This window comes from Burkholderia sp. AU38729, from assembly GCF_020419725.1.
In the GTDB taxonomy this organism is placed as follows: domain Bacteria; phylum Pseudomonadota; class Gammaproteobacteria; order Burkholderiales; family Burkholderiaceae; genus Burkholderia.
Window position 1 is genome coordinate 1 of record NZ_JAIZQO010000019.1, and the last position, 17,678, is coordinate 17,678.

At 67.4% G+C, this 17,678-nt stretch carries 15 protein-coding genes and 1 pseudogene; 9 read left to right on the forward strand and 7 right to left on the reverse strand.

Annotation, left to right across the window (positions count from 1 at the left end; genetic code table 11):
* The 4 genes and pseudogenes from LGM56_RS34355 to LGM56_RS34370 all read left to right on the forward strand — a co-directional run.
* Window positions 1-127: pseudogene (locus LGM56_RS34355) on the forward strand (putrescine ABC transporter permease PotI); the annotation flags it as partial.
* A gap of 116 nt (window positions 128-243) precedes the next feature.
* Entirely contained in the window at window positions 244-1,824 is a 1,581-nt protein-coding gene (locus LGM56_RS34360; RefSeq protein WP_226208004.1) for a DUF3138 family protein, read from the forward strand.
* A 111-nt stretch (window positions 1,825-1,935) separates the two neighbouring features.
* On the forward strand, window positions 1,936-3,240 hold the full coding sequence (locus tag LGM56_RS34365; protein WP_226208005.1) for an NAD(P)/FAD-dependent oxidoreductase: 1,305 nt from the start codon (window positions 1,936-1,938) through the stop codon (window positions 3,238-3,240).
* 25 nt (window positions 3,241-3,265) lie between these two features.
* Window positions 3,266-4,567, forward strand: coding sequence for an NAD(P)/FAD-dependent oxidoreductase (locus LGM56_RS34370; RefSeq protein WP_175236866.1), 1,302 nt, complete (start codon window positions 3,266-3,268; stop codon window positions 4,565-4,567).
* Window positions 4,568-4,642: 75 nt separating this feature from the next.
* Here LGM56_RS34370 and gor read toward each other — a convergent pair whose 3' ends face one another.
* The 6 genes from gor to LGM56_RS34400 all read right to left on the reverse strand — a co-directional run bounded on the left by gor (window position 4,643) and on the right by LGM56_RS34400 (window position 10,294).
* Window positions 4,643-6,001: a glutathione-disulfide reductase gene (gene gor, locus LGM56_RS34375; protein WP_226208006.1), complete on the reverse strand. Its 1,359-nt coding sequence runs from the start codon at window positions 5,999-6,001 to the stop codon at window positions 4,643-4,645.
* Window positions 6,002-6,245: 244 nt separating this feature from the next.
* A complete protein-coding gene (locus tag LGM56_RS34380) occupies window positions 6,246-6,476 on the reverse strand; it encodes a hypothetical protein (RefSeq protein WP_069249385.1) in 231 nt (76 codons plus the stop codon).
* Between the two features lie 375 nt (window positions 6,477-6,851).
* Window positions 6,852-7,973 (reverse strand): porin, encoded by a 1,122-nt coding sequence (locus LGM56_RS34385; protein ID WP_034190325.1) that lies wholly within the window; start codon window positions 7,971-7,973, stop codon window positions 6,852-6,854.
* Between the two features lie 354 nt (window positions 7,974-8,327).
* Complete coding sequence (locus LGM56_RS34390) at window positions 8,328-9,074, reverse strand: YoaK family protein (RefSeq protein WP_226208007.1); 747 nt, start codon at window positions 9,072-9,074, stop codon at window positions 8,328-8,330.
* A gap of 57 nt (window positions 9,075-9,131) precedes the next feature.
* Complete coding sequence (locus tag LGM56_RS34395; RefSeq protein WP_089495784.1) at window positions 9,132-9,659, reverse strand: chromate transporter; 528 nt, start codon at window positions 9,657-9,659, stop codon at window positions 9,132-9,134.
* Window positions 9,656-10,294, reverse strand: a complete 639-nt coding sequence (locus LGM56_RS34400; RefSeq protein WP_226208008.1) for a chromate transporter — start codon at window positions 10,292-10,294, stop codon at window positions 9,656-9,658. Before LGM56_RS34400 ends, LGM56_RS34395 begins: the two co-directional genes overlap by 4 nt.
* A 96-nt stretch (window positions 10,295-10,390) precedes the next feature.
* Between LGM56_RS34400 and LGM56_RS34405 the strand changes: the two genes are divergently transcribed.
* Window positions 10,391-11,275: a transcriptional regulator GcvA gene (locus tag LGM56_RS34405; RefSeq protein ID WP_089457063.1), complete on the forward strand. Its 885-nt coding sequence runs from the start codon at window positions 10,391-10,393 to the stop codon at window positions 11,273-11,275.
* 58 nt (window positions 11,276-11,333) lie between these two features.
* On the opposite strand, the gene LGM56_RS34410 is transcribed toward LGM56_RS34405, so the two are convergent.
* The gene (locus LGM56_RS34410) at window positions 11,334-12,641 is read right to left on the reverse strand and encodes a solute carrier family 23 protein (RefSeq protein WP_226208009.1); all 1,308 of its coding nucleotides are present in this window, start codon (window positions 12,639-12,641) and stop codon (window positions 11,334-11,336) included.
* A gap of 335 nt (window positions 12,642-12,976) precedes the next feature.
* Between LGM56_RS34410 and LGM56_RS34415 the strand changes: the two genes are divergently transcribed.
* The 4 genes from LGM56_RS34415 (at window position 12,977) to LGM56_RS34430 (ending at window position 17,604) form a co-directional block, all read left to right on the forward strand.
* Complete coding sequence (locus LGM56_RS34415; RefSeq protein ID WP_226208010.1) at window positions 12,977-14,002, forward strand: hypothetical protein; 1,026 nt, start codon at window positions 12,977-12,979, stop codon at window positions 14,000-14,002.
* Window positions 13,999-15,147, forward strand: a complete 1,149-nt coding sequence (locus LGM56_RS34420; RefSeq protein ID WP_226208011.1) for a cysteine desulfurase family protein — start codon at window positions 13,999-14,001, stop codon at window positions 15,145-15,147. The genes LGM56_RS34415 and LGM56_RS34420 overlap by 4 nt, the downstream gene beginning before the upstream one ends.
* Before the next feature lie 64 nt (window positions 15,148-15,211).
* Window positions 15,212-16,438, forward strand: a complete 1,227-nt coding sequence (locus LGM56_RS34425) for an ATP-grasp domain-containing protein (RefSeq protein WP_226208012.1) — start codon at window positions 15,212-15,214, stop codon at window positions 16,436-16,438.
* Entirely contained in the window at window positions 16,435-17,604 is a 1,170-nt protein-coding gene (locus tag LGM56_RS34430) for an MFS transporter (RefSeq protein ID WP_226208013.1), read from the forward strand. Before LGM56_RS34425 ends, LGM56_RS34430 begins: the two co-directional genes overlap by 4 nt.
* Window positions 17,605-17,678: the final 74 nt, after the last annotated feature.

Genomic DNA, 17,678 nt, shown 5'->3' on the forward strand with positions numbered 1-17,678 from the left:
GATGAACGCGCTGGCGACGCTGTTCATCACGGCGGTGACGATCGGTGTGATCGTCGTGAACCGGATGATGATCGCGCGCGAGCGGCGCCGCATCGCCGACATGAAGGCGGCGTTCGCGGTGGCGTGACGCCCCGCTTCCGGCTTCAAAGATAACAAGCACTGCAGACAAGCAACACACGCCGCCCCAGGGGGGGCGCGCGATTCGATTCCGATTTGACAGGCGCACGACAAGGAGAATCCGCAATGAAGAAGAAACTGATCTGCCTGCTGGTGGCCGGCGCGTTACCGGGCATCGCGCTGGCCGACTCGACATCCGCCGAGATCAAGGCGCTGCAGGCGCAGGTCGCGGCGCTGCAGAAACAGATGAAGGCGATGCAGGCGCAACTGTCGGCGAAGGGCGGCCCCGCGACCGCACAGGCCGGCACGAAGGCAGGGGCTGGCGCCGCGCCGGCCGCCGTGGCCATCGACCCGGGCTCGCCGGACTACGGCAAGGCGCAGGCGACGCTGACCAACGACGAGGTCGGCGAAATGAAGCAGCAGATCGCGAACCAGCAGCTGAAGGTCGACTCGCTGACGGACGCGGCCAACACGGGCCCGCTCGCAGGCCTGTCGGTCACCGGCTACATCGATCCGACCTACATCTACAACCGCGCGGCCGGCACGTCGTCGTTCCTGTTCGCGAACCACGAGAACGCGTACAACTACTTCAACAGCACGTTCGGCGATCTCTACCTCGACATCAAGAAGACGTTCGGCGTCGGCCCGATGGCGCCGTCGGCGGAAATCACGCTGATGCCGAACCGCGGCAACGGCATCACGCTGCTGCAGAATTCGCGCGGCTCGATCACCGACAACCTGCTGAACACCGCGGTCATCAACGTGCCGATCACCGCCGAAACGACGCTGGTCGCCGGCCTGATCCCGAGCTTCGGCGGCTACGAGGTGCAGCAGTCGAACCAGATGCTCACGCTCACGCACAACCTGCTGTACGATTTCTCGGATCCGGGCAGCTACGTCGGGATCGGCGCGAACTACACGAAGGGCAACTGGGCGTGGAAGTTCTTCCTCGGCAACGAGCAGTACCGCACGTACGGTTCGGTCACGACGACGGGCACCAACGCGCTCGGCGATCCGATCACCACCAGCAACAAGGTGCCGACCTTCACCGCACGCGCGGACTACACGTGGTCGAGCGCGCTCGATCTCGGCGGTTCGTTCAACATCGGCCGCCAGACGCTCGCGAGCGCGATCGACCCAACCACCGGCGCGGTCCACTACGGCCCGGGCGGAGCGGCACCGAGCGGCTACGGTTCGTTCTTCTTCGGTGAACTCGACGCGACCTACACGCTCGCCGATATTCAATACAACGCGGAAGTCGACTACGGCCGTCAGCAGCATGCGGCGTTCAACGGCGGCCTCGCGCAGTGGTACGGCCTGTCGCTGCTCGCGCATCGCAAGTTCAACGCGCCGGTGGTCGGCCGGATGGGCGTGACGCTGCGCTACGACCTGCTCGCGAACTCGAAGAACGGCGGTGGCGGCGGCGGTATCGCGCTGAACGGCAACGGGATGGATCCGAGCAACGGCTTCGGTGTCGACGCGGACTGCCTCGCGCAGTCGAAGGCCGGCGGCGGCCTGGGCTTCGAATGCAAGGGCGCGGTGCGCCAGGATGTCGCGCTCGACCTGCTGTTCTATCCGACCCAGCAGATCACCGTGAAGGTCGAATACCGCCACGACTGGGCGAACAACAAGGTGTTCCTGCGCAACGACGGATCGTACGGCAAGTCCAACGATCTGCTCGCGACGCAGTTCATCTATTCGTTCTGACGCAGCCCGCGCGGGACGCCGTGCCGCACGCACGGCGTCCCGCGCCGTTTTTACCGGCCGGATGACGGTGCGCGATGCACCGCCGCCGGCTGCAACGAGGGAGCCGGATTCATGACGCAGTCTTTCACCCGCCGCGCCGATGCGCTCGCGCGCGACTCGTACTACGAAGCGACGGCCGTGCGCCCCGCCGTGGACGACCCCGTGCTCGACGGGACGATCGACGTCGACGTCTGTGTGATCGGCGCCGGCTTCGCGGGCCTGTCGACGGCGCTCGACTGCCGCGCGCGCGGGCTGTCCGTCGCGGTGATCGACGCGCACCGGCCCGGCTGGGGTGCGTCGGGCCGCAACGGCGGCCAGGCGATCACCGGCTTCGCGAAGGACGAGGAGATCGAGCGGCAGCTCGGCGCCGACGGCGCGCGCGCCGCGTGGTCGCTGTCGCTCGACGGCGTCGCGCTGATCGCCGAGCGGATCGCGCGCTACGGGATCGACTGCGACTTCACGCGCGGCTATCTGACGGTCGCGACGAAACCGCGCCGCATCGACGACCTGCACGGGTGGATGGACGCCGCAACGCAGCGCTGGGGCCATCCGTCGCTGTCGTGGCTCGACACCGGCGAGATCCGCGCGCGCATCGCATCGACGCGCTATCTCGCAGGCGTCTACGATCCGCTGTCGGGCCACCTGCATCCGCTCAAGTACTGCCTCGGCCTGGCCGATGCCGCGCGCCGCGAAGGCGTCGCGCTGTACGCGCATACGCCCGCGCTCGACGTCGTGCGCGGCGAGCGGCCCGTCGTGCGCACGCCGTCGGGCGACGTGCGCTGCCGCTTCGTCGTGTCGTGCTGCAACGCGGGCCCCGGCGGCGTGCTGCCGGCCGCGACGGCCGCCCGCATCGCACCGATCGCGTCATACATCATCGCGACCGAGCCGCTCGGCCAGGCGCGCGCCGATGCGCTGATCGCCCAGCGCGAAGCCGTGTGCGACAACAACTTCTTCCTCGACTATTTCCGGCTGTCGGCCGACCACCGGATGCTGTTCGGCGGCCGCGCGAATTCGGCCGGCGCGTCGCCCGCCACGCTCGCCGAAACGATCCGGCGCCGCATGGCCGGCGTGTTCCCGCAGCTCGGCGACGTGCGCGTCGACCATGCGTGGGGCGGCTTCGTCGACGTCACGCGCAACCGCGCGCCGGATTTCGGCGCGCTCGATCCGAACTTCTTCTACGTCCAGGGCTTCAGCGGCCACGGCGTCGCGCTCACCGGCATCGCCGGGCGCGCGGTCGCCGGCGCGATCGCGGGCGACACGCGTGCGTTCGACCTGTTCGCGCGCATGCGTCACCGGCGCTTCCCCGGTGGCGACGCGTGGCGGCAACCCGCGCTCGAACTCGGGATGCTGTACCACCGCGTGCGCGAGCTATTCTGAGCCAAACTCCTCCGTTATCCTGACCATGCAGACATTCGCCAACCAGCCGCACGTCGCGTCCTACTACGCGGCGACCGCCAACGATACGACCCGCCACGCGCCGCTCGCCGGCACGATCGATGCCGACGTGTGCGTGATCGGCGCGGGCCTCACGGGCCTGTCCGCCGCGCTCAACCTCGCCGAGCGCGGCCATTCGGTAGCCGTGCTCGAAGCGTCGCGGGTCGGATGGGCGGCGAGCGGCCGCAACGGCGGCCAACTGATCGGCGGGTTCGCGTGCGACATCGACACGTTCGGGCAATTCATGCCGGAAGGCGACGTGAAGCGCATCTGGGACATGGGGCTCGAAACACTGTCGCTCGTGAAGTCGCGCATCGCGCAGCACGACATCGACTGCGCGCTGGTGCCCGGCTACCTGACCGCCGCGAACACCGAGCGCGACGCCGACGGCCTGAAGCGCTGGCGCGACGAAGCCGCGAAGCGCTTCGGCTACGACCGCTTCCACTTCGTCGAAGCCGACGAACTCGGCGACTACGTGCAGTCCGAGCGCTATTGCGGCGGCCTGTACGACCCGGACAGCGGCCACCTGCATCCGCTCAACTACACGCTCGGCCTCGCCCGCGCGGCGACCGACGCGGGCGTGCGCATCCACGAGGACAGCTGCGTGACCCGCGTGCGCGACGTCGCGGGCGGGCATGTCGTCGAGACGAGCGGCGGCAACGTGCGCGCGCGCTTCGTCGTGCTCGCGTGCAACACCTTCGTCGGCACGCTCGCGCCCGCGCTGTCGAAGAAGATCATGCCGGTCGGCACCTACGTGATCGCAACCGAGCCGCTCGGCGACGCGCGCGCCGCCGCGCTGATGCCCGCGCGCGCGGCGATCTGCGACAGCCGCTTCGTGCTCGACTATTTCCGGCCGGCGCCCGACACGCGGCTCGTGTGGGGCGGCAAGGTCAGCTATTCGACGCGGGAGCCGCGCGATCTCGCGGCGGCGATGCGCGCGGACATGCTGAAGACGTTCCCGCAGTTGGCGGACGTGAAGGTCGACTACGCGTGGGGCGGCTTCGTCGACATCACGATGAACCGCGCGCCGCACTTCGGCCGCATCGCGCCGACGATGTATTTCGCGCAGGGGTTCTCGGGGCACGGCGTGAACACGACCGCGCTCGCGGGCAAGCTGATCGCCGAGGCGATCAACGGGCAGGCGAGCCGCTTCGACCTGTTCGACAAGATCCGCCATCGCGACTTCCCCGGCGGCGAGGCATTGCGCACGCCGGCGCTGGTGCTCGCGATGAGCTGGTACCGGCTGCTCGACGCGTTCGGCGTGCATTGACCGGGTCACATCAACGAGAAACGGCCGCGTCGAAGCGCAGCCGTTCCGTTGCCGCCGTGCGCCGACGCGCCCCCGCTAATCCGCCACCTTCTGCCGCATCGTCACGAACTCCTCGGCCGCGGTCGGGTGAATGCCGATCGTGTCGTCGAACTGCGCCTTCGTCGCACCCGCGCGAATCGCGATCGCGATGCCCTGGATGATCTCGCCCGCATCGCGGCCGACCATGTGCGCGCCGACCACACGCTGGCTGTCGCGCGCGACGACCAGCTTCATCAGCGTGCGCTCGTCTCGGCCCGACAGCGTGTGACGCAGCGCCTTGAACGACGTGCGGTAGATATCGACGTCGCCGTCGTACAGGTCGCGCGCGGTCGCCTCGGTGAGCCCGACCGTCGCGACCTCGGGCTGGCTGAACACCGCCGACGGCACCCATTCGTGATCGGCCGCGACGCGCGCCCCGCCGAACAGCGTGCGGGCGAGCAACCCGCCGTCGCGCGTCGCGACCGGCGTGAGCTGCGGTCGCGACGTGACGTCGCCGATCGCGTGGATCGACGGCACCGACGTCGCCGAATACGCATCGACGGCGATCGCGCCACGCGCGTCGAGCATTACGCCCGCTTCCTCGAGCCCGAGGCCGTCGACGTTCGGCACGCGGCCGGTCGCATACAGCACCTGGTCGTACGGCCCGTGCCGCGCAGCGCCGACGCGCACGCTCAACGTGCCGTCGTCCGCGCGCTCGATCGACTCGATCACCGAGCGTGCATGGATCGTGACGCCCTGTTTCGTCATCTCGTCGGTCAGGAACTGGCGCACGTCGTCGTCGAAGCCGCGCAGGATCTTCTCGCCGCGATAGAACAGGTCGACGTGGCTGCCGAAGCCGTTGAAGATGCCCGCGAACTCGACCGCGATATAGCCGCCGCCGACCACCGCGATGCGCCTGGGGCACGCGGCAAGCGACAGCGCCTCGCGCGACGTGATCGCATGCTCGATGCCGGGCCGCGCCGGCATCGACGGGCGCGAGCCGGTCGCGATCGCGATGTGGCGCGCGCGGATCGTGCGTTCGCCGATCGCGACCGTATGCGCATCGACGAGCGTCGCGCGCCCCACGTGCATCTCGACGCCCGATTGCCGCAGCAGGTTGATGTAGATGTCGCTGAGCCGGTTGATCTCGCGATCCTTCGCGGCGATCAGCGCGGGCCAGTCGAGCGTGCCGGCGCCGAAGCGCCAGCCGAAGCCCTTCGCGTCCTCGACTTCATGCGGGTAGTGCGATGCGTAGACGAGCAGCTTCTTCGGAATGCAGCCGCGCAGCACGCAGGTGCCGCCGATCTGCTCTTCTTCCGCTATGCCGACACGCGCGCCGTATGACGCGGACATGCGTGCGAGCCGCACGCCGCCCGAGCCGGCGCCGATGACGAACAGGTCGTAGTCGAAATCCATCGCATTCCCTCATCGCAGTTCGGATGACGGCACGATAGCAAGAATCCGGGATGCTTGCGGCGCACGGTGCAGCCCGGCGCGCGCCCCATAAAAAACGGCGAGAGACGTTGCCTCTCGCCGGTCAAACCAGCTGCCGGGTGTGTCATGCGTCACCGATCGACCGCATGCCCGACCTGCCGGCTGCGCGGCACCGGTCCGCCCGGGCGCGCGAAGGGCGCGCCCACGGACGGACCAGCCGCCATGCTCATGCCTGCGACGTGTCGCTGCCGTCCGTCGCCTGCGTGTCGTCTGCAGCCTGTTCGGGCTGGTCTTCCTTTTTCTTCTCGAGCATGCCTTCGATCGCTTCCGCACCCTTGAAGCCGGCGACGGCGGCGGCCGCCTTGGTCAGCAGGCCCGCATCCGGATCCAGCTTTTCCGCGCCTTCGACAGCCGCGACCGCGCCAGCGATTTCACCCACGGTGTTCAGGATACCCATCGTCATCCCCTTTCAAGAAAATCGTGAGCGCATCGTCCCACGAAAAAAACCGGCGGACCGCGATTGTCATCACCGGATACACAAGTTACGCACCAGGCCGGCCGCACTCGCCGAGCGCAACCGGAACGACGCACGCGCGCGCCAGGCGGCACGCAACGGGCGATGCACGCAGCGTAGCGGAAAGCCTGCGCGCGCACTGTAAAAGTATGTTCTGGATTGCCGACGAAACCCTTACGGCGCGGGGGTCTCGTGATGAAGCATTCGCCGAATAGTCGTGCGCGCGTATGAAGCTCGCATGACGAAAAAAAAGAGGCGCCTCGCGGCGCCCCTTCGATGCAGGCCGGACGACTGCCGGCCGATGCGTTCCGACGTTCGTCAGAAGATATTGCGCAGGCCGATCGCGATGCCGGTCTGGTTGCTGCGACCCGGCAGCTCGACGTTCGCCGCGCCGTTCGTCTTGTTGAAGTCGACGGTGCCGTAGACTTCCGTGCGCTTGCTGAGCGCGTACTCGGCGATGCCGACGATCGCGTAGCGGTTGCCGCTCGCGAGCGTGCCATTGGTGGTCATCGCGTTGCGCATGTGGTCGTAGTAGAACGCGCCCGTCAGCGTCAGCGGCGCGCTGACCTGCCAGCTCACGCCCGCGAACGGGCCGTCGTCGATCCGGCCGGTGCCCTTCGCGACCGGAATCGTCTGCTGTGCGAGCAGGCTGTCGACGAAGCCCGTGTCGTCCTTCGAGCGCAGGTAGCCCGCGTAGATCTTCGCCTTGCTGAACGCATACACGACGTTCGCGTGGTAGATCGTCTGCTTGCGCGCCGAGTTGTCGCTGTTCTGCTGCGCGCCGGCCGCGATGCTGAGCGGGCCCATCACGTACGACAGCGACACGCCCCACGCATTGCCCTTGCCGAGCGAACCCGGGATCTGGCCCGAGAAGCCGCCCGCGCCGGTCGATTCGTAGTTGGTGCCGGTCGAGTACATCGCCTTCGCGGTCAGGCCGTCGAACTTGCCCGTGTACTTGATCTGGTTGTCCGCATACAGGCCGCCGCCGAGTGCGACCGGCAGCCATGCGTTTTCGAGGTAGTTGCCGACCGTCAGCGGATCGTAGGTATCCGACAGCAGGTCGAACAGCGGCGTCTTCTGGCGGCCGAGGGTCACCGTGCCGTACGGGCTCTGCAGGCCGACGTACGCTGCGCGGTTGAACAGGCGGCCGCTGTCGGCGAACGCGCCGTTCTGCAGGTTCACGCCGCTCTCGAGGTTGAACACGGCCTTCAGGCCGCCGCCGAGGTCTTCCGTGCCGTAGATGCCGAAGCGGCTGTTCGTGATCGCGCCGTTGGTCATCGACAGCAGGCCGTCGTTCTTGGCGTTGGCGTTGGTCAGGTAACGGATGCTGGCGTCGGCGACGCCCCAGAGCGTGACCGAGCTTTGTGCGGCCGCGTACTGGCTGGCAAATGCGAGCGCGGCGCCCCCTGCGATGGCTGCGAGTCGGGTGGTCTGCTTCATGAGCTTTCCCTTTTGTAGGTGTCTCCATTCATGGCCGGCCGCGTGCGCAACCGGGTGGCGATCGCTCACGTTCTTGGCGCGCGCGATGTGGGCTGAATCATATGACGAGTGCAATCGCTGAAAGAAATTGAAATGCGCGGCAATCGCGCGATTGTCGTCCGGGAACAACGGTTCGCGCGGCGGGCCCGCCCGCGCGGCGCGGCGCGGCGCGGCGCGGCGCGGCGCGGCAAGGTTCGGCAAGGTTCGGCGATGGTGCGGTGGTCACGCCGATAGTGGCGAAATGGTCGGCGCGATCGGTGCAGCGGGTTGCGGGTTGCGGGTTGCGGGTTGCGGGTTGCGGGTTACCGCCCGCCGTCAGGCCGTTTGCGTCGCCCCGTCGCTGCTGTCGCCCGCGTCGTCGTTACCGCCCTCGCCGCCCGCACCGCCGTTCCCCGCGCGGCGCCACGCGCGCCGCACGATCTCCGCGAACGCGCCGACGAGCAGCAGCACGGCGCCCCACAGCGCGACCTCCGGCGCGAGCCGCGTGACGAGGCCGCCGACCACCGCGCCGGCCAGGAAGCAGAAGCTGATCGTCGCGAGCAGCGCCGAGTCGTGCAGCGCCCCCGCGTCGTAGCGCGGGATCAGCCCGACGAACAGCTTCTGCGCGGCGCGCCGCAGGTTGCCGGTGGTCATCACCGACGTGTACGACAGTTCCTCGAGATGGGTGAACGACAGCGTCTGCAGCGTCGCGACGAACGAAATGCCCGGAATCAGCCACGCGCTCGACGCGCCGACGAGGCCGCTCGCGGCGACGCCGAGAAAAGCGATCTCGACGAGCAGGCTCGCGAACGCCGTGTGCTTCATCCAGCCGCGCTGCGCGGCAAGCCCGAGCAGGTGCGCGACGAACACCGCGAGCGTGAAGCCGACGAGCGGCGGCACGTGATGCAGCGCGGCGGCCCAATCGCCGGCCGACAGGTTGATGCCGAGCAGCGCGACGTTGCCGGTCATCGTGTTCGCGAACACGTGGCCGTGGCCGACATACGTGTACGCGTCGAGGTAGCCGCCGGACAGCGTCAGCAACGCGGCGACAGTGAGATTGCGGCTGGCGCCGTCGAGATCCATCGAGCCTCCCGTGAAGATTCGCGCCAGTATGGCGCACGGGCGGTCAAAGTGCGCCGGTCATTGCCCGATGCCCGTGAGCCCGATCAGCGCGCCGCCCGCGAGCAGCCACAGCGGATGAATGCGCGTGCGCCACGCGAGCACCGCGCACGCGGCCGTGATGCCCCACTGGATCGCGGTGCGGTTCGACGCCTCGGAGATCAGCACCGCGCTCGCCGCGACGAGCCCGGCGGTGACCGGCATCATCCCCTGCTGCACGTAGCGGCGCCACGGCCGGTCGCGAAAGCGCTCCCACGCGTGCAGCGCGAGCACGGTGACGATCGACGACGGCCCGAACTTCGCGAGCGACGCGACCAGCAGCCCGCTCCAGCCGGCCACGTGCCAGCCCACCAGCGACACGATCATCATGTTCGGCCCGGGCGCCGCCTGGGCCAGCGCGAACAGCGCGGTGAACTCGTGCGCGCTCATCCAGTGATGGACGTCGACGACCTGCCGCTGCATCTCCGGCAGGATCGTGTTGCCGCCGCCGAACGCAAGCAGCGACAACTGGCTGAAGATCGTCGCGATGGCGATCAGCGTGTCGGTCATGGCCGGCCTCCTCGCCGCGCGTCGCGCGCCGCGGCCGGCGCCGGCTGCGGCGTGCCCGCGTCGCGGCGGCGAGACGCGAACCACACGCTGACGGGCGTCAGCACGAGCATCGTGGTCAACAGCGGAATGCGCAGCACCGCGATCGCGACGAACGCGAGCACCGCGATGCCGGCTGCCGCACGTGCATGCCGCAGCGGCTTCAAGACCTTCACGGCCATCGCGACGAGCAGCCCGGCCGCCGCCGCGGCCAGCCCCGCGAACAGGTGCTGCACGCGCGGATCGTTCTGCGTCTTCGCGTACAGCACGCCGAGCGCGACGACGACGAGCGTCGGGCCCGCGATCAGCCCGAGAATGCCGGCGAACGCGCCGGCGACGCCGCGAAAGCGCATGCCGACGGCCACCGACAGGTTGATCACGTTGCCGCCCGGCAGGAACTGGCACAGCCCGAGCAGATCGGTGAATTCGTCGGCGGAGAGCCACTTGCGCTCTTCGACGATGGTGCGCCGCGCGAACGGCAGCGCGCCGCCGAACGACATGAGGCCCAGCGACAGGAAACCGGTGAACAGCTCGGCGAGGCCGACGCCGCGGGGCGAGGCGGCCGGCGGCGGCGCGGCCGGCGGAGAAGCGGATTGCATGGGGTTCCTTATCAAACGGTGAACCGAGGTTACCGCCGTTCGGCATGCCGGCAAAACGATTTTATCGGCGCGCCCTTGTGATCTAGAATCACAAGCATGGCACGCGATCTCCCGCCCTTTTCCGCGCTTCGGGCCTTTGAAGCCGCGGCACGACATGAAAGCTTCAGCGCCGCCGGCGACGAGCTGCATGTGACTCACGGTGCCATCAGCCGGCAGATCGCCGGGTTCGAGGCCTGGCTCGGCAAGCCGGTGTTCCACCGCTACGGCAAGCGCGTGAAGCTCACCGACGAAGGCCGCCGCTACCTCGACACCGTGCGCGCGGCGTTCGACAGCATCGCGCTCGCGACCGAGCAGTTGCGCAACACGGGCGCGGCACGCGTGCTGCGCATCAATGCGCTACCCACCTTCGCGATGAAATGGCTGCTGCCGCGCCTGTCGCGATTCCAGCGCGACGTGCCGAACGTCGAGCTGAAGCTGTCGACGTCGAATGCGCCGCTCGATACGCTCGACGGTTTCGACGTCGCGATCCGCCGCGGCCCCGGCCACTGGCCGAACTGCACGAGCGGCCACTTCCTCGACGAAAGCGTGATTCCCGTCTGCAGCCCCGCGCTGCTCAAGCGCGTGCCGATCGCGCGCGCGGACGATCTCGCGCGCCATGTGCTGCTGCATTCGGATACGCGGCCGGAAGGCTGGCGCGACTGGTTCGCGGCGGCCGGCGTGGCGATGAAGGGGCGCAAGCGGCAGTCGTTCGACCACTTCTACCTGGCGCTGCAGGCGGCCGTCGACGGCCTGGGCGTCGCGCTCGGCCCGTTGCCGCTGATCGACGATGAGCTCGCGAGCGGCCGGCTGGTGATGCCGCTGGAGGGGCCGCGCATCGCGACGCGCAGCTACTGGTGGATCGCGCCGCGCGCACCGGCGGACGATCCGCTCGTCGCGCAGTTCTGCGCGTGGCTGCAGACGCAGTCGAACGTCGGCGCGTAGCGCGTCGACGGTCGACGCACAAGATGACGCGGGCGGCGGCACACCGCCCGCCGAACGCTCAGACCACCGGGCCCGGTTCCTTTTCCTTGCGCAGGATCGCGTACAGGATGATCGCGCCGAACGTCGCGGTGCCGATCCCGCCGAGCCCGAAGCCGCCGATCTTCAGCGAGAAATCGCCGGCACCGAGCACCAGCGTGACGGCCGCGACGATCAGGTTGCGGTTGTCGGAGAAGTCGACCTTGTTGACGACCCAGATCCGCGCGCCCGTCACCGCGATCAGCCCGAACACGACGATCGACACGCCGCCGAGCACCGGGCCCGGAATCGTCTGGATCACCGCGCCGAACTTCGGCGAGAAGCCGAGCACGATCGCGATCACTGCGGCGACCGCGAACACGAGCGTCGAGTAGATCCGCGTGACGGCCATCACGCCGATGTTCTCCGCGTAGGTCGTCACGCCCGTGCCGCCGACGCTGCCCGACACGATCGTCGCGAGCCCGTCGCCGATGAATGCACGGCCCACGTAGCGATCGAGGCTCGCGCCCGTCATCGCGCTGACGGCCTTGATGTGGCCGAGGTTTTCCGCGACCAGGATCACCGCGATCGGCGCGAGCATCAGCATCGCGTGCGGATCGAACACCGGCGCGCGAAAGCTCGGCACCCCGAACCAGGCCGCCTGCCCGACGATCGAGAAATCGATCGGCTTGCCGAGCCCCATCCCGTTGGTCGCGACCGCGTAGATCGCGTAGGCGATCACCAGCCCGACGAGGATCAGCAGGCGCTGCACCATGCCGCGCGAGAACACCGCGACGCCGCCGACGCACAGCACGGTGACGAGCGCCATCACCGATTCGAAGGTCGATGCGGACACGCCCTTGACCGCGATCGGCGCGAGGTTCAGCCCGATCACCGCGACCACCGCGCCGGTCACGACGGGCGGCATCAGCGTCTCGATCCAGCGCGTGCCGATCGCCTGCACCAGCAGGCCGAGCGCGACGTACACGACGCCGCACGCGACGATCCCGCCGAGCGCGACCGGGATGCTCGGGTTCGGGCCGCTGCCGCCGTAGCCGGTCACCGCGATCACCAGGCCGATGAACGCGAAGCTCGAGCCGAGGTAGCTCGGCACGCGGCCGCCGACCAGCACGAAGAACAGCAGCGTGCCGACGCCCGACATGAAGATGCACAGGTTCGGGTCGAAGCCCATCAGCAGCGGCGCGAGCACGGTCGAGCCGAACATCGCGACGACGTGCTGCACGCCCATCGCGACCATCTGCGGCCACGCGAGGCGCTCGTCGGGGCCGACCACGCGCGAGGCCGCGCCGGTCGATTGCACCCGCCAGCGCGGGAAGTAGGAATCGGACATGGGGAAAAGGGCTCCTGTCGATCGCCGGCTGCGGAGGATGCGCCGGTCTGGAATCTGGCGCGAGTTTACGGAGCGGAAATGGGGCTGGCAAGCGGCGGACGCGCACGCGGCAGCCGAACGGCAGCCCTGCAGATTCGAACTCGTCCAATTCACGGCAGGGGTCGCCCGCCCTAGAGTATCTGGACTGCCTCGCTGTGAGCGTGGCGGCACGGATCCATCGAGTTCAAACAGTAGCTCAACACGAGAAAGCCTGCATCACAGCGTGCGGCCCGCTTGTTCCGGAACAGCGGAGAGCGGACGCGTCCGAATGCCAATAAAAACTGGAGAGACGGGAATTGATAATCGAGGAAATATCGCGATGGGACGAAATCGAACAATCGATTTCCGCGCTGAGAAAGCGCGTCGTAATCGACTGCGGCCACGTTTCAGTGCGCCGCGACCACCAGGGTTTCTCGTTCGGCGGTCGCGGAGGGCCCAGCGCGTCGACCTTGCAGACATTTGAACTCGGCGTAGCACTGCGCCGCCGACTGGCGGCCGAGGGCCGCGAGGCGACACTCAGCCTGTGCCTGTCCGATACCTCGCGTCTACTCGGCGACAGCATGGGACGTGCGGATCTGGTGTCGGCCATTGCAGAACGGCGCTGGTCCGCGATTTTGCCCTCCGAATATCTGCATCGGCTTTCGCAGGACGAATTCGATCAGACAACCGTGTCCCTGCAGACGAGAAACAGCAATCGTTTTTCCGGAGCATTGAAGAAATTCAAGACCGCGGCATCACGCAGCGGGTCGTCCGAAGTCTTTTACCGGGAATCCGGAAGCCTGCTGCTGTCGAGTTTCGACGGCGACCGCCTGGCCGTCAGCACACCGTTTCTGACCGAATGCGCGAACGAAGACGCCTATTACGAAAATTCCGACTGGAGAAACCCGGGCTATTTCGATCGCGAAGAAGACATCATCGCGAGACCCATGACCCGTCTCCTGAGAAGCGGCTTTATCAGCCTGTACGAAAAGAGCTCCGGCATTCTCTGCCCGGCCACCTATGGTGGATTGCTGCTCAATTTCGATGAATCCAGCGACCACATCTGCATCTATTCGCGCCGTGATGATCCGCATATCGGCGAAAAAATCCTGCGCGGCGTCATCGCGGCCAATGCGGTCAGCCGCGACATGTCGCGGACCTTCCTGCAGATCGTATTTCCTGAAATCTCGCGGATGCCGGAAACCTCGCTGCTCGACTCGTCCCGCTTGAAACGATCGGACATGTCATGGGCCCGGTTTGCGAGCGCACTGGAGTTACGGGACGTCTTCAGCCGCATGGAGCCGTATGTGGAACGGAAAAACTCGGAGGACACGCCAGCATGAACAAATACTTCGATCATGCTGCATCAATGGAGGTCTCCGCCAAGGCCTGGCTCGATACGCTGTCCAGCTATGGGCCCGGCAATCCGTCCAGCGCGCACGGCGCGGGTGAGCAGGCGCGCCGCATCATCAGCGACACCCGTCACCGGATCGCCGCCTGCCTCGGATGTCGCGCCGAACGCATCTATTTCACGTCAGGCGCCACTGAATCCGCCAACCTTCTGATCCAGGGATATCTGTCGACGCTGCGCCGCAAGGAAAGCACCCGTTCGGAGATCGTCGTGTCGGCGGTCGAGCATCCTGCCGTGTATCAGACGGTCATGTCCATGAAGAAGCAGGGGTACACCATCCGCGAACTGCCGGTGAACCGTCACGGCGTCGTCACGAGCGCGCATGTCGATGCGGCGGTCAACGAGCACACGGCGATGCTCTGCCTGATGGCCGTCAACAACGAAACGGGCGCCATCCAGCCCATCAATGAAGTCGCGCGCGCCGTCAAACTCGCCGATCCCGACATCCTGGTCGTGTGCGACGCAGTGCAGCATTTCGCCAAGTTGAACTGGCAGATCGACCTGGACGTCGTCGACGCCCTGTTCATGTCCGGCCACAAAATCGGCGCCGACAAGGGAGTCGGCTGCTTCTACCTGAATGGTCAATTCAAGCTCACGCCGCTCATGTACGGGGGCGCCCAGGAACAAACTTACCGCCCCGGCACCGAGAATGTATTCGGCATCGGCCTGCTCGGCGCCGCACTCCGGGAGGCAACGCGCGCGTCCGCAGACAAGCTCGCGCACGTCGGCGCGCTTGGCGAACGCCTGACTAACGGATTGACCCAGGCCCGCATCGCCTTCAAGCGGTTGGTCCCCGCGGCAGACGCATCGGCCTACATCCTGGCGCTGGCCTTTCCTGGCGTGCCGTCACGGCAAATGGTCGCGGATCTGGCTGCGTCGGGATATTGCGTTTCGCAAGGGTCCGCATGCAGCAGCCATTCACTGGAGCCGTCCCGGGTGCTGTCGGCGATGCGCGTGCCGCCCGAGCACCTCAACTCACTGATTCGCATTTCCTTTTCGCCGAACCACACCATGCAGGACATCGACGAGCTCGCGAGGCACATCGTCGAAATCTGCTACGCGCGCAGCGACGCCTGACCGCCGGTAATCCACAGCGTGCGTGAACGGCAACGGGCGCGCGCGCCACGAGAGGAGCAAACCCATGAAGGTTCTCATCATCGAGCCGTGCTTCTTCGGCCTCGGTTACATTCAGGCGGCCCGTGCGTTAGGCCTGGAATGCTGGGCGGTAACCAGCGACGCCACGTATCCCGATCAGTACGACTATCGCGATCAGGTGCGTGGTGTGCTGGTGTGCCCGGTAAACGACGCGCACGCCGTCAAGCACGCGCTGGACGAAGCGGACCTGCTGTCCACCATCGCGGCCGTGGTCGCCGGCAATCAGTTCGTCACCGTGACAGCCGCGAAACTGGTCGCCTTGCTGGGACTGCGCGGCGTCCCCGCGCTCGCGGCCGAATGCGGCGTCCACAAGGATCTCGCACGGCACGCGTATCGGGAGGCGGGGGCGCCGTCGCTCGACTATGCACTGGTCGCGACCCTGGACGACGCGCAAGCCGCGGCAGCCCGAATCGGCTACCCGCTCGTGATCAAGCCGACCAGCAGCGCGTCGAGCAAGGGGGTCACGCTGCTGCAAGACGAGACCGCGCTCGAACCGGCGTATCGGCAGTTGCAGCAAACGGACTTCGGCATGTTCGGCCTGGCACGCCGTACCGAGTACCTGCTCGAAGCGTTCGCGGACGGTCGTGAGTTCAGCGTCGAGCTGGCGCTGGTCGACGGAACCGTTCGGTTTGCCGGCGTAACGGAGAAATGGGTGACGTCACCGCCGTCCTTTGTCGAGATCGGTCACGTATTCCCCGCGCGCCTCCCCGCGCGGCAACGCCAGGCACTGCTCGACGCAGCCCGCTCCGCGACGCAGGCGCTCGGCCTGGATACCGGCGTATTTCACATCGAGTTGCGCTGGACTTCGACTGGCCCCCGCATTATCGAGACCAACCCGCGCCCCGGTGGCGATCACATCACAACCCACCTGGTCCCGCTCGCAACCGGCATCGATCTGTTCAAGCTCCACCTGCGAGCGCTGCTGGGTGATGCCGAAACAACGCCCACCGCTCGAAACGCGGCGGCGGCCGTGGGGTTCGTCGTTGCCCCGCGCGAAGGCGTGCTGGAAGCGCTCGACGGTTGGGACGACGTCACTCGGCGCGACTACGTCGTCCATTGCGGGCTGGAAAAGAAACCGGGGGACCGCATTCGTCCACCCGAAAGCTCCGCTGACCGGATCGCATTCGTTATCGTGACCGGTGACACGGCCGATATCGCGGCCGACCGGGTACAGGCGGTGCTGGGCGATGTCGTCGTCAGGATCGCGCGATGAATCGACCGCTGCTTACGCTGCTCGCCTTTCACGCGCTCGACAAGCTCCTGTTCTTCTCGATTGCGCCGAACAAACCCATTTCCGCCTGGCAGGCAGGCTGGCTGGATGATTCGGGGCTCGCGCTGTTCTTCGTGATCCAGATCTTCTGCTACCGGCTCTTCCCTTTACTGGGTGGATTCCTCGCGGACCGGTATTCGAAACGCTCGACGCTCGCCTTCGGCTCGCTGCTACAGGCGCTCGGACTGGCGGCACTGTGTCAGGCCACCTCGTCGCAAGCGCTGTTCTTCGCGGGCGGACTGGTCGGAATCGGTGGAGGGCTCCTGAATCCGGTCATTTATTCGATGCTGAGCCAGGTATCAGGCCCGGCCGGCAGCCGCGCTTTTTCCACGCACTATTTGTTGATCAACGTCGGGGCGCTGGCCGGCCCGCTTGTCCTGTGGCCTGCTTTCGGCAACGCATGCCTGTGGCTCCTGCTCCCGGCTGGCGTCGCACTGGTGACCGTACTCGCGTCCTCGGCAGAATCGCGCGCGATACCGGCACCGCATCGATCCGCGTCCTGGTTCGCACCGCTGCACGACCCGATCTTCCTGAGGGTGTTCATCCTGTTCAGCGCGATCTGGGCGTGCTACACGATGATCTTTTCCAGCGCCCCCCTGATTGCAGCCGAACTCGGGTTACGCACGCAAGGCAACGTCTGGCTGGGCGTGAATTCGGCCACGGTCCTGCTCGCGTACCTGTGGACGCTGCGCCGCCCGGCAAGGGCCGGTATCTCCTGGTCCAGTGTGACGGCCGGACTCGCGCTGACCACCGTCGGCGTCACGCTGGTGGGAACAGCACCCGCCGGCTGGATCGTCGGCGTGGGCATTGTCGTGTTGAGCATCGGCGAACTCCTGTCGATCCCGGTGCTCTACCACCTGGTTTCCGAACACGCACCCGCGCATGCACGCAGCCGCTACTTTGGCTTTATCTGGGTCGCGGGCGCGTTCGGGGAGGCCGGCGCGCAAGCGCTGCTTTGGGCGTTTCCGCAGCCGCGCGCCGTCTGTATCGTGGCGGCCGCGATGCTGGCGATCGCCACCCTGACGACGACGCGCAAGGTCAAGGTTCGTGCGGCCGAAATCAATGCCACTGATAGTCGCGAGCTGTCGACGTCCCAGCGCGCGACCTGATGCAGCCGCCGCCCGGGCAGACACTCGACCGGCCGGCACGCCGGCCGCGACGCAAGCGGGCGCTCACATCGCAG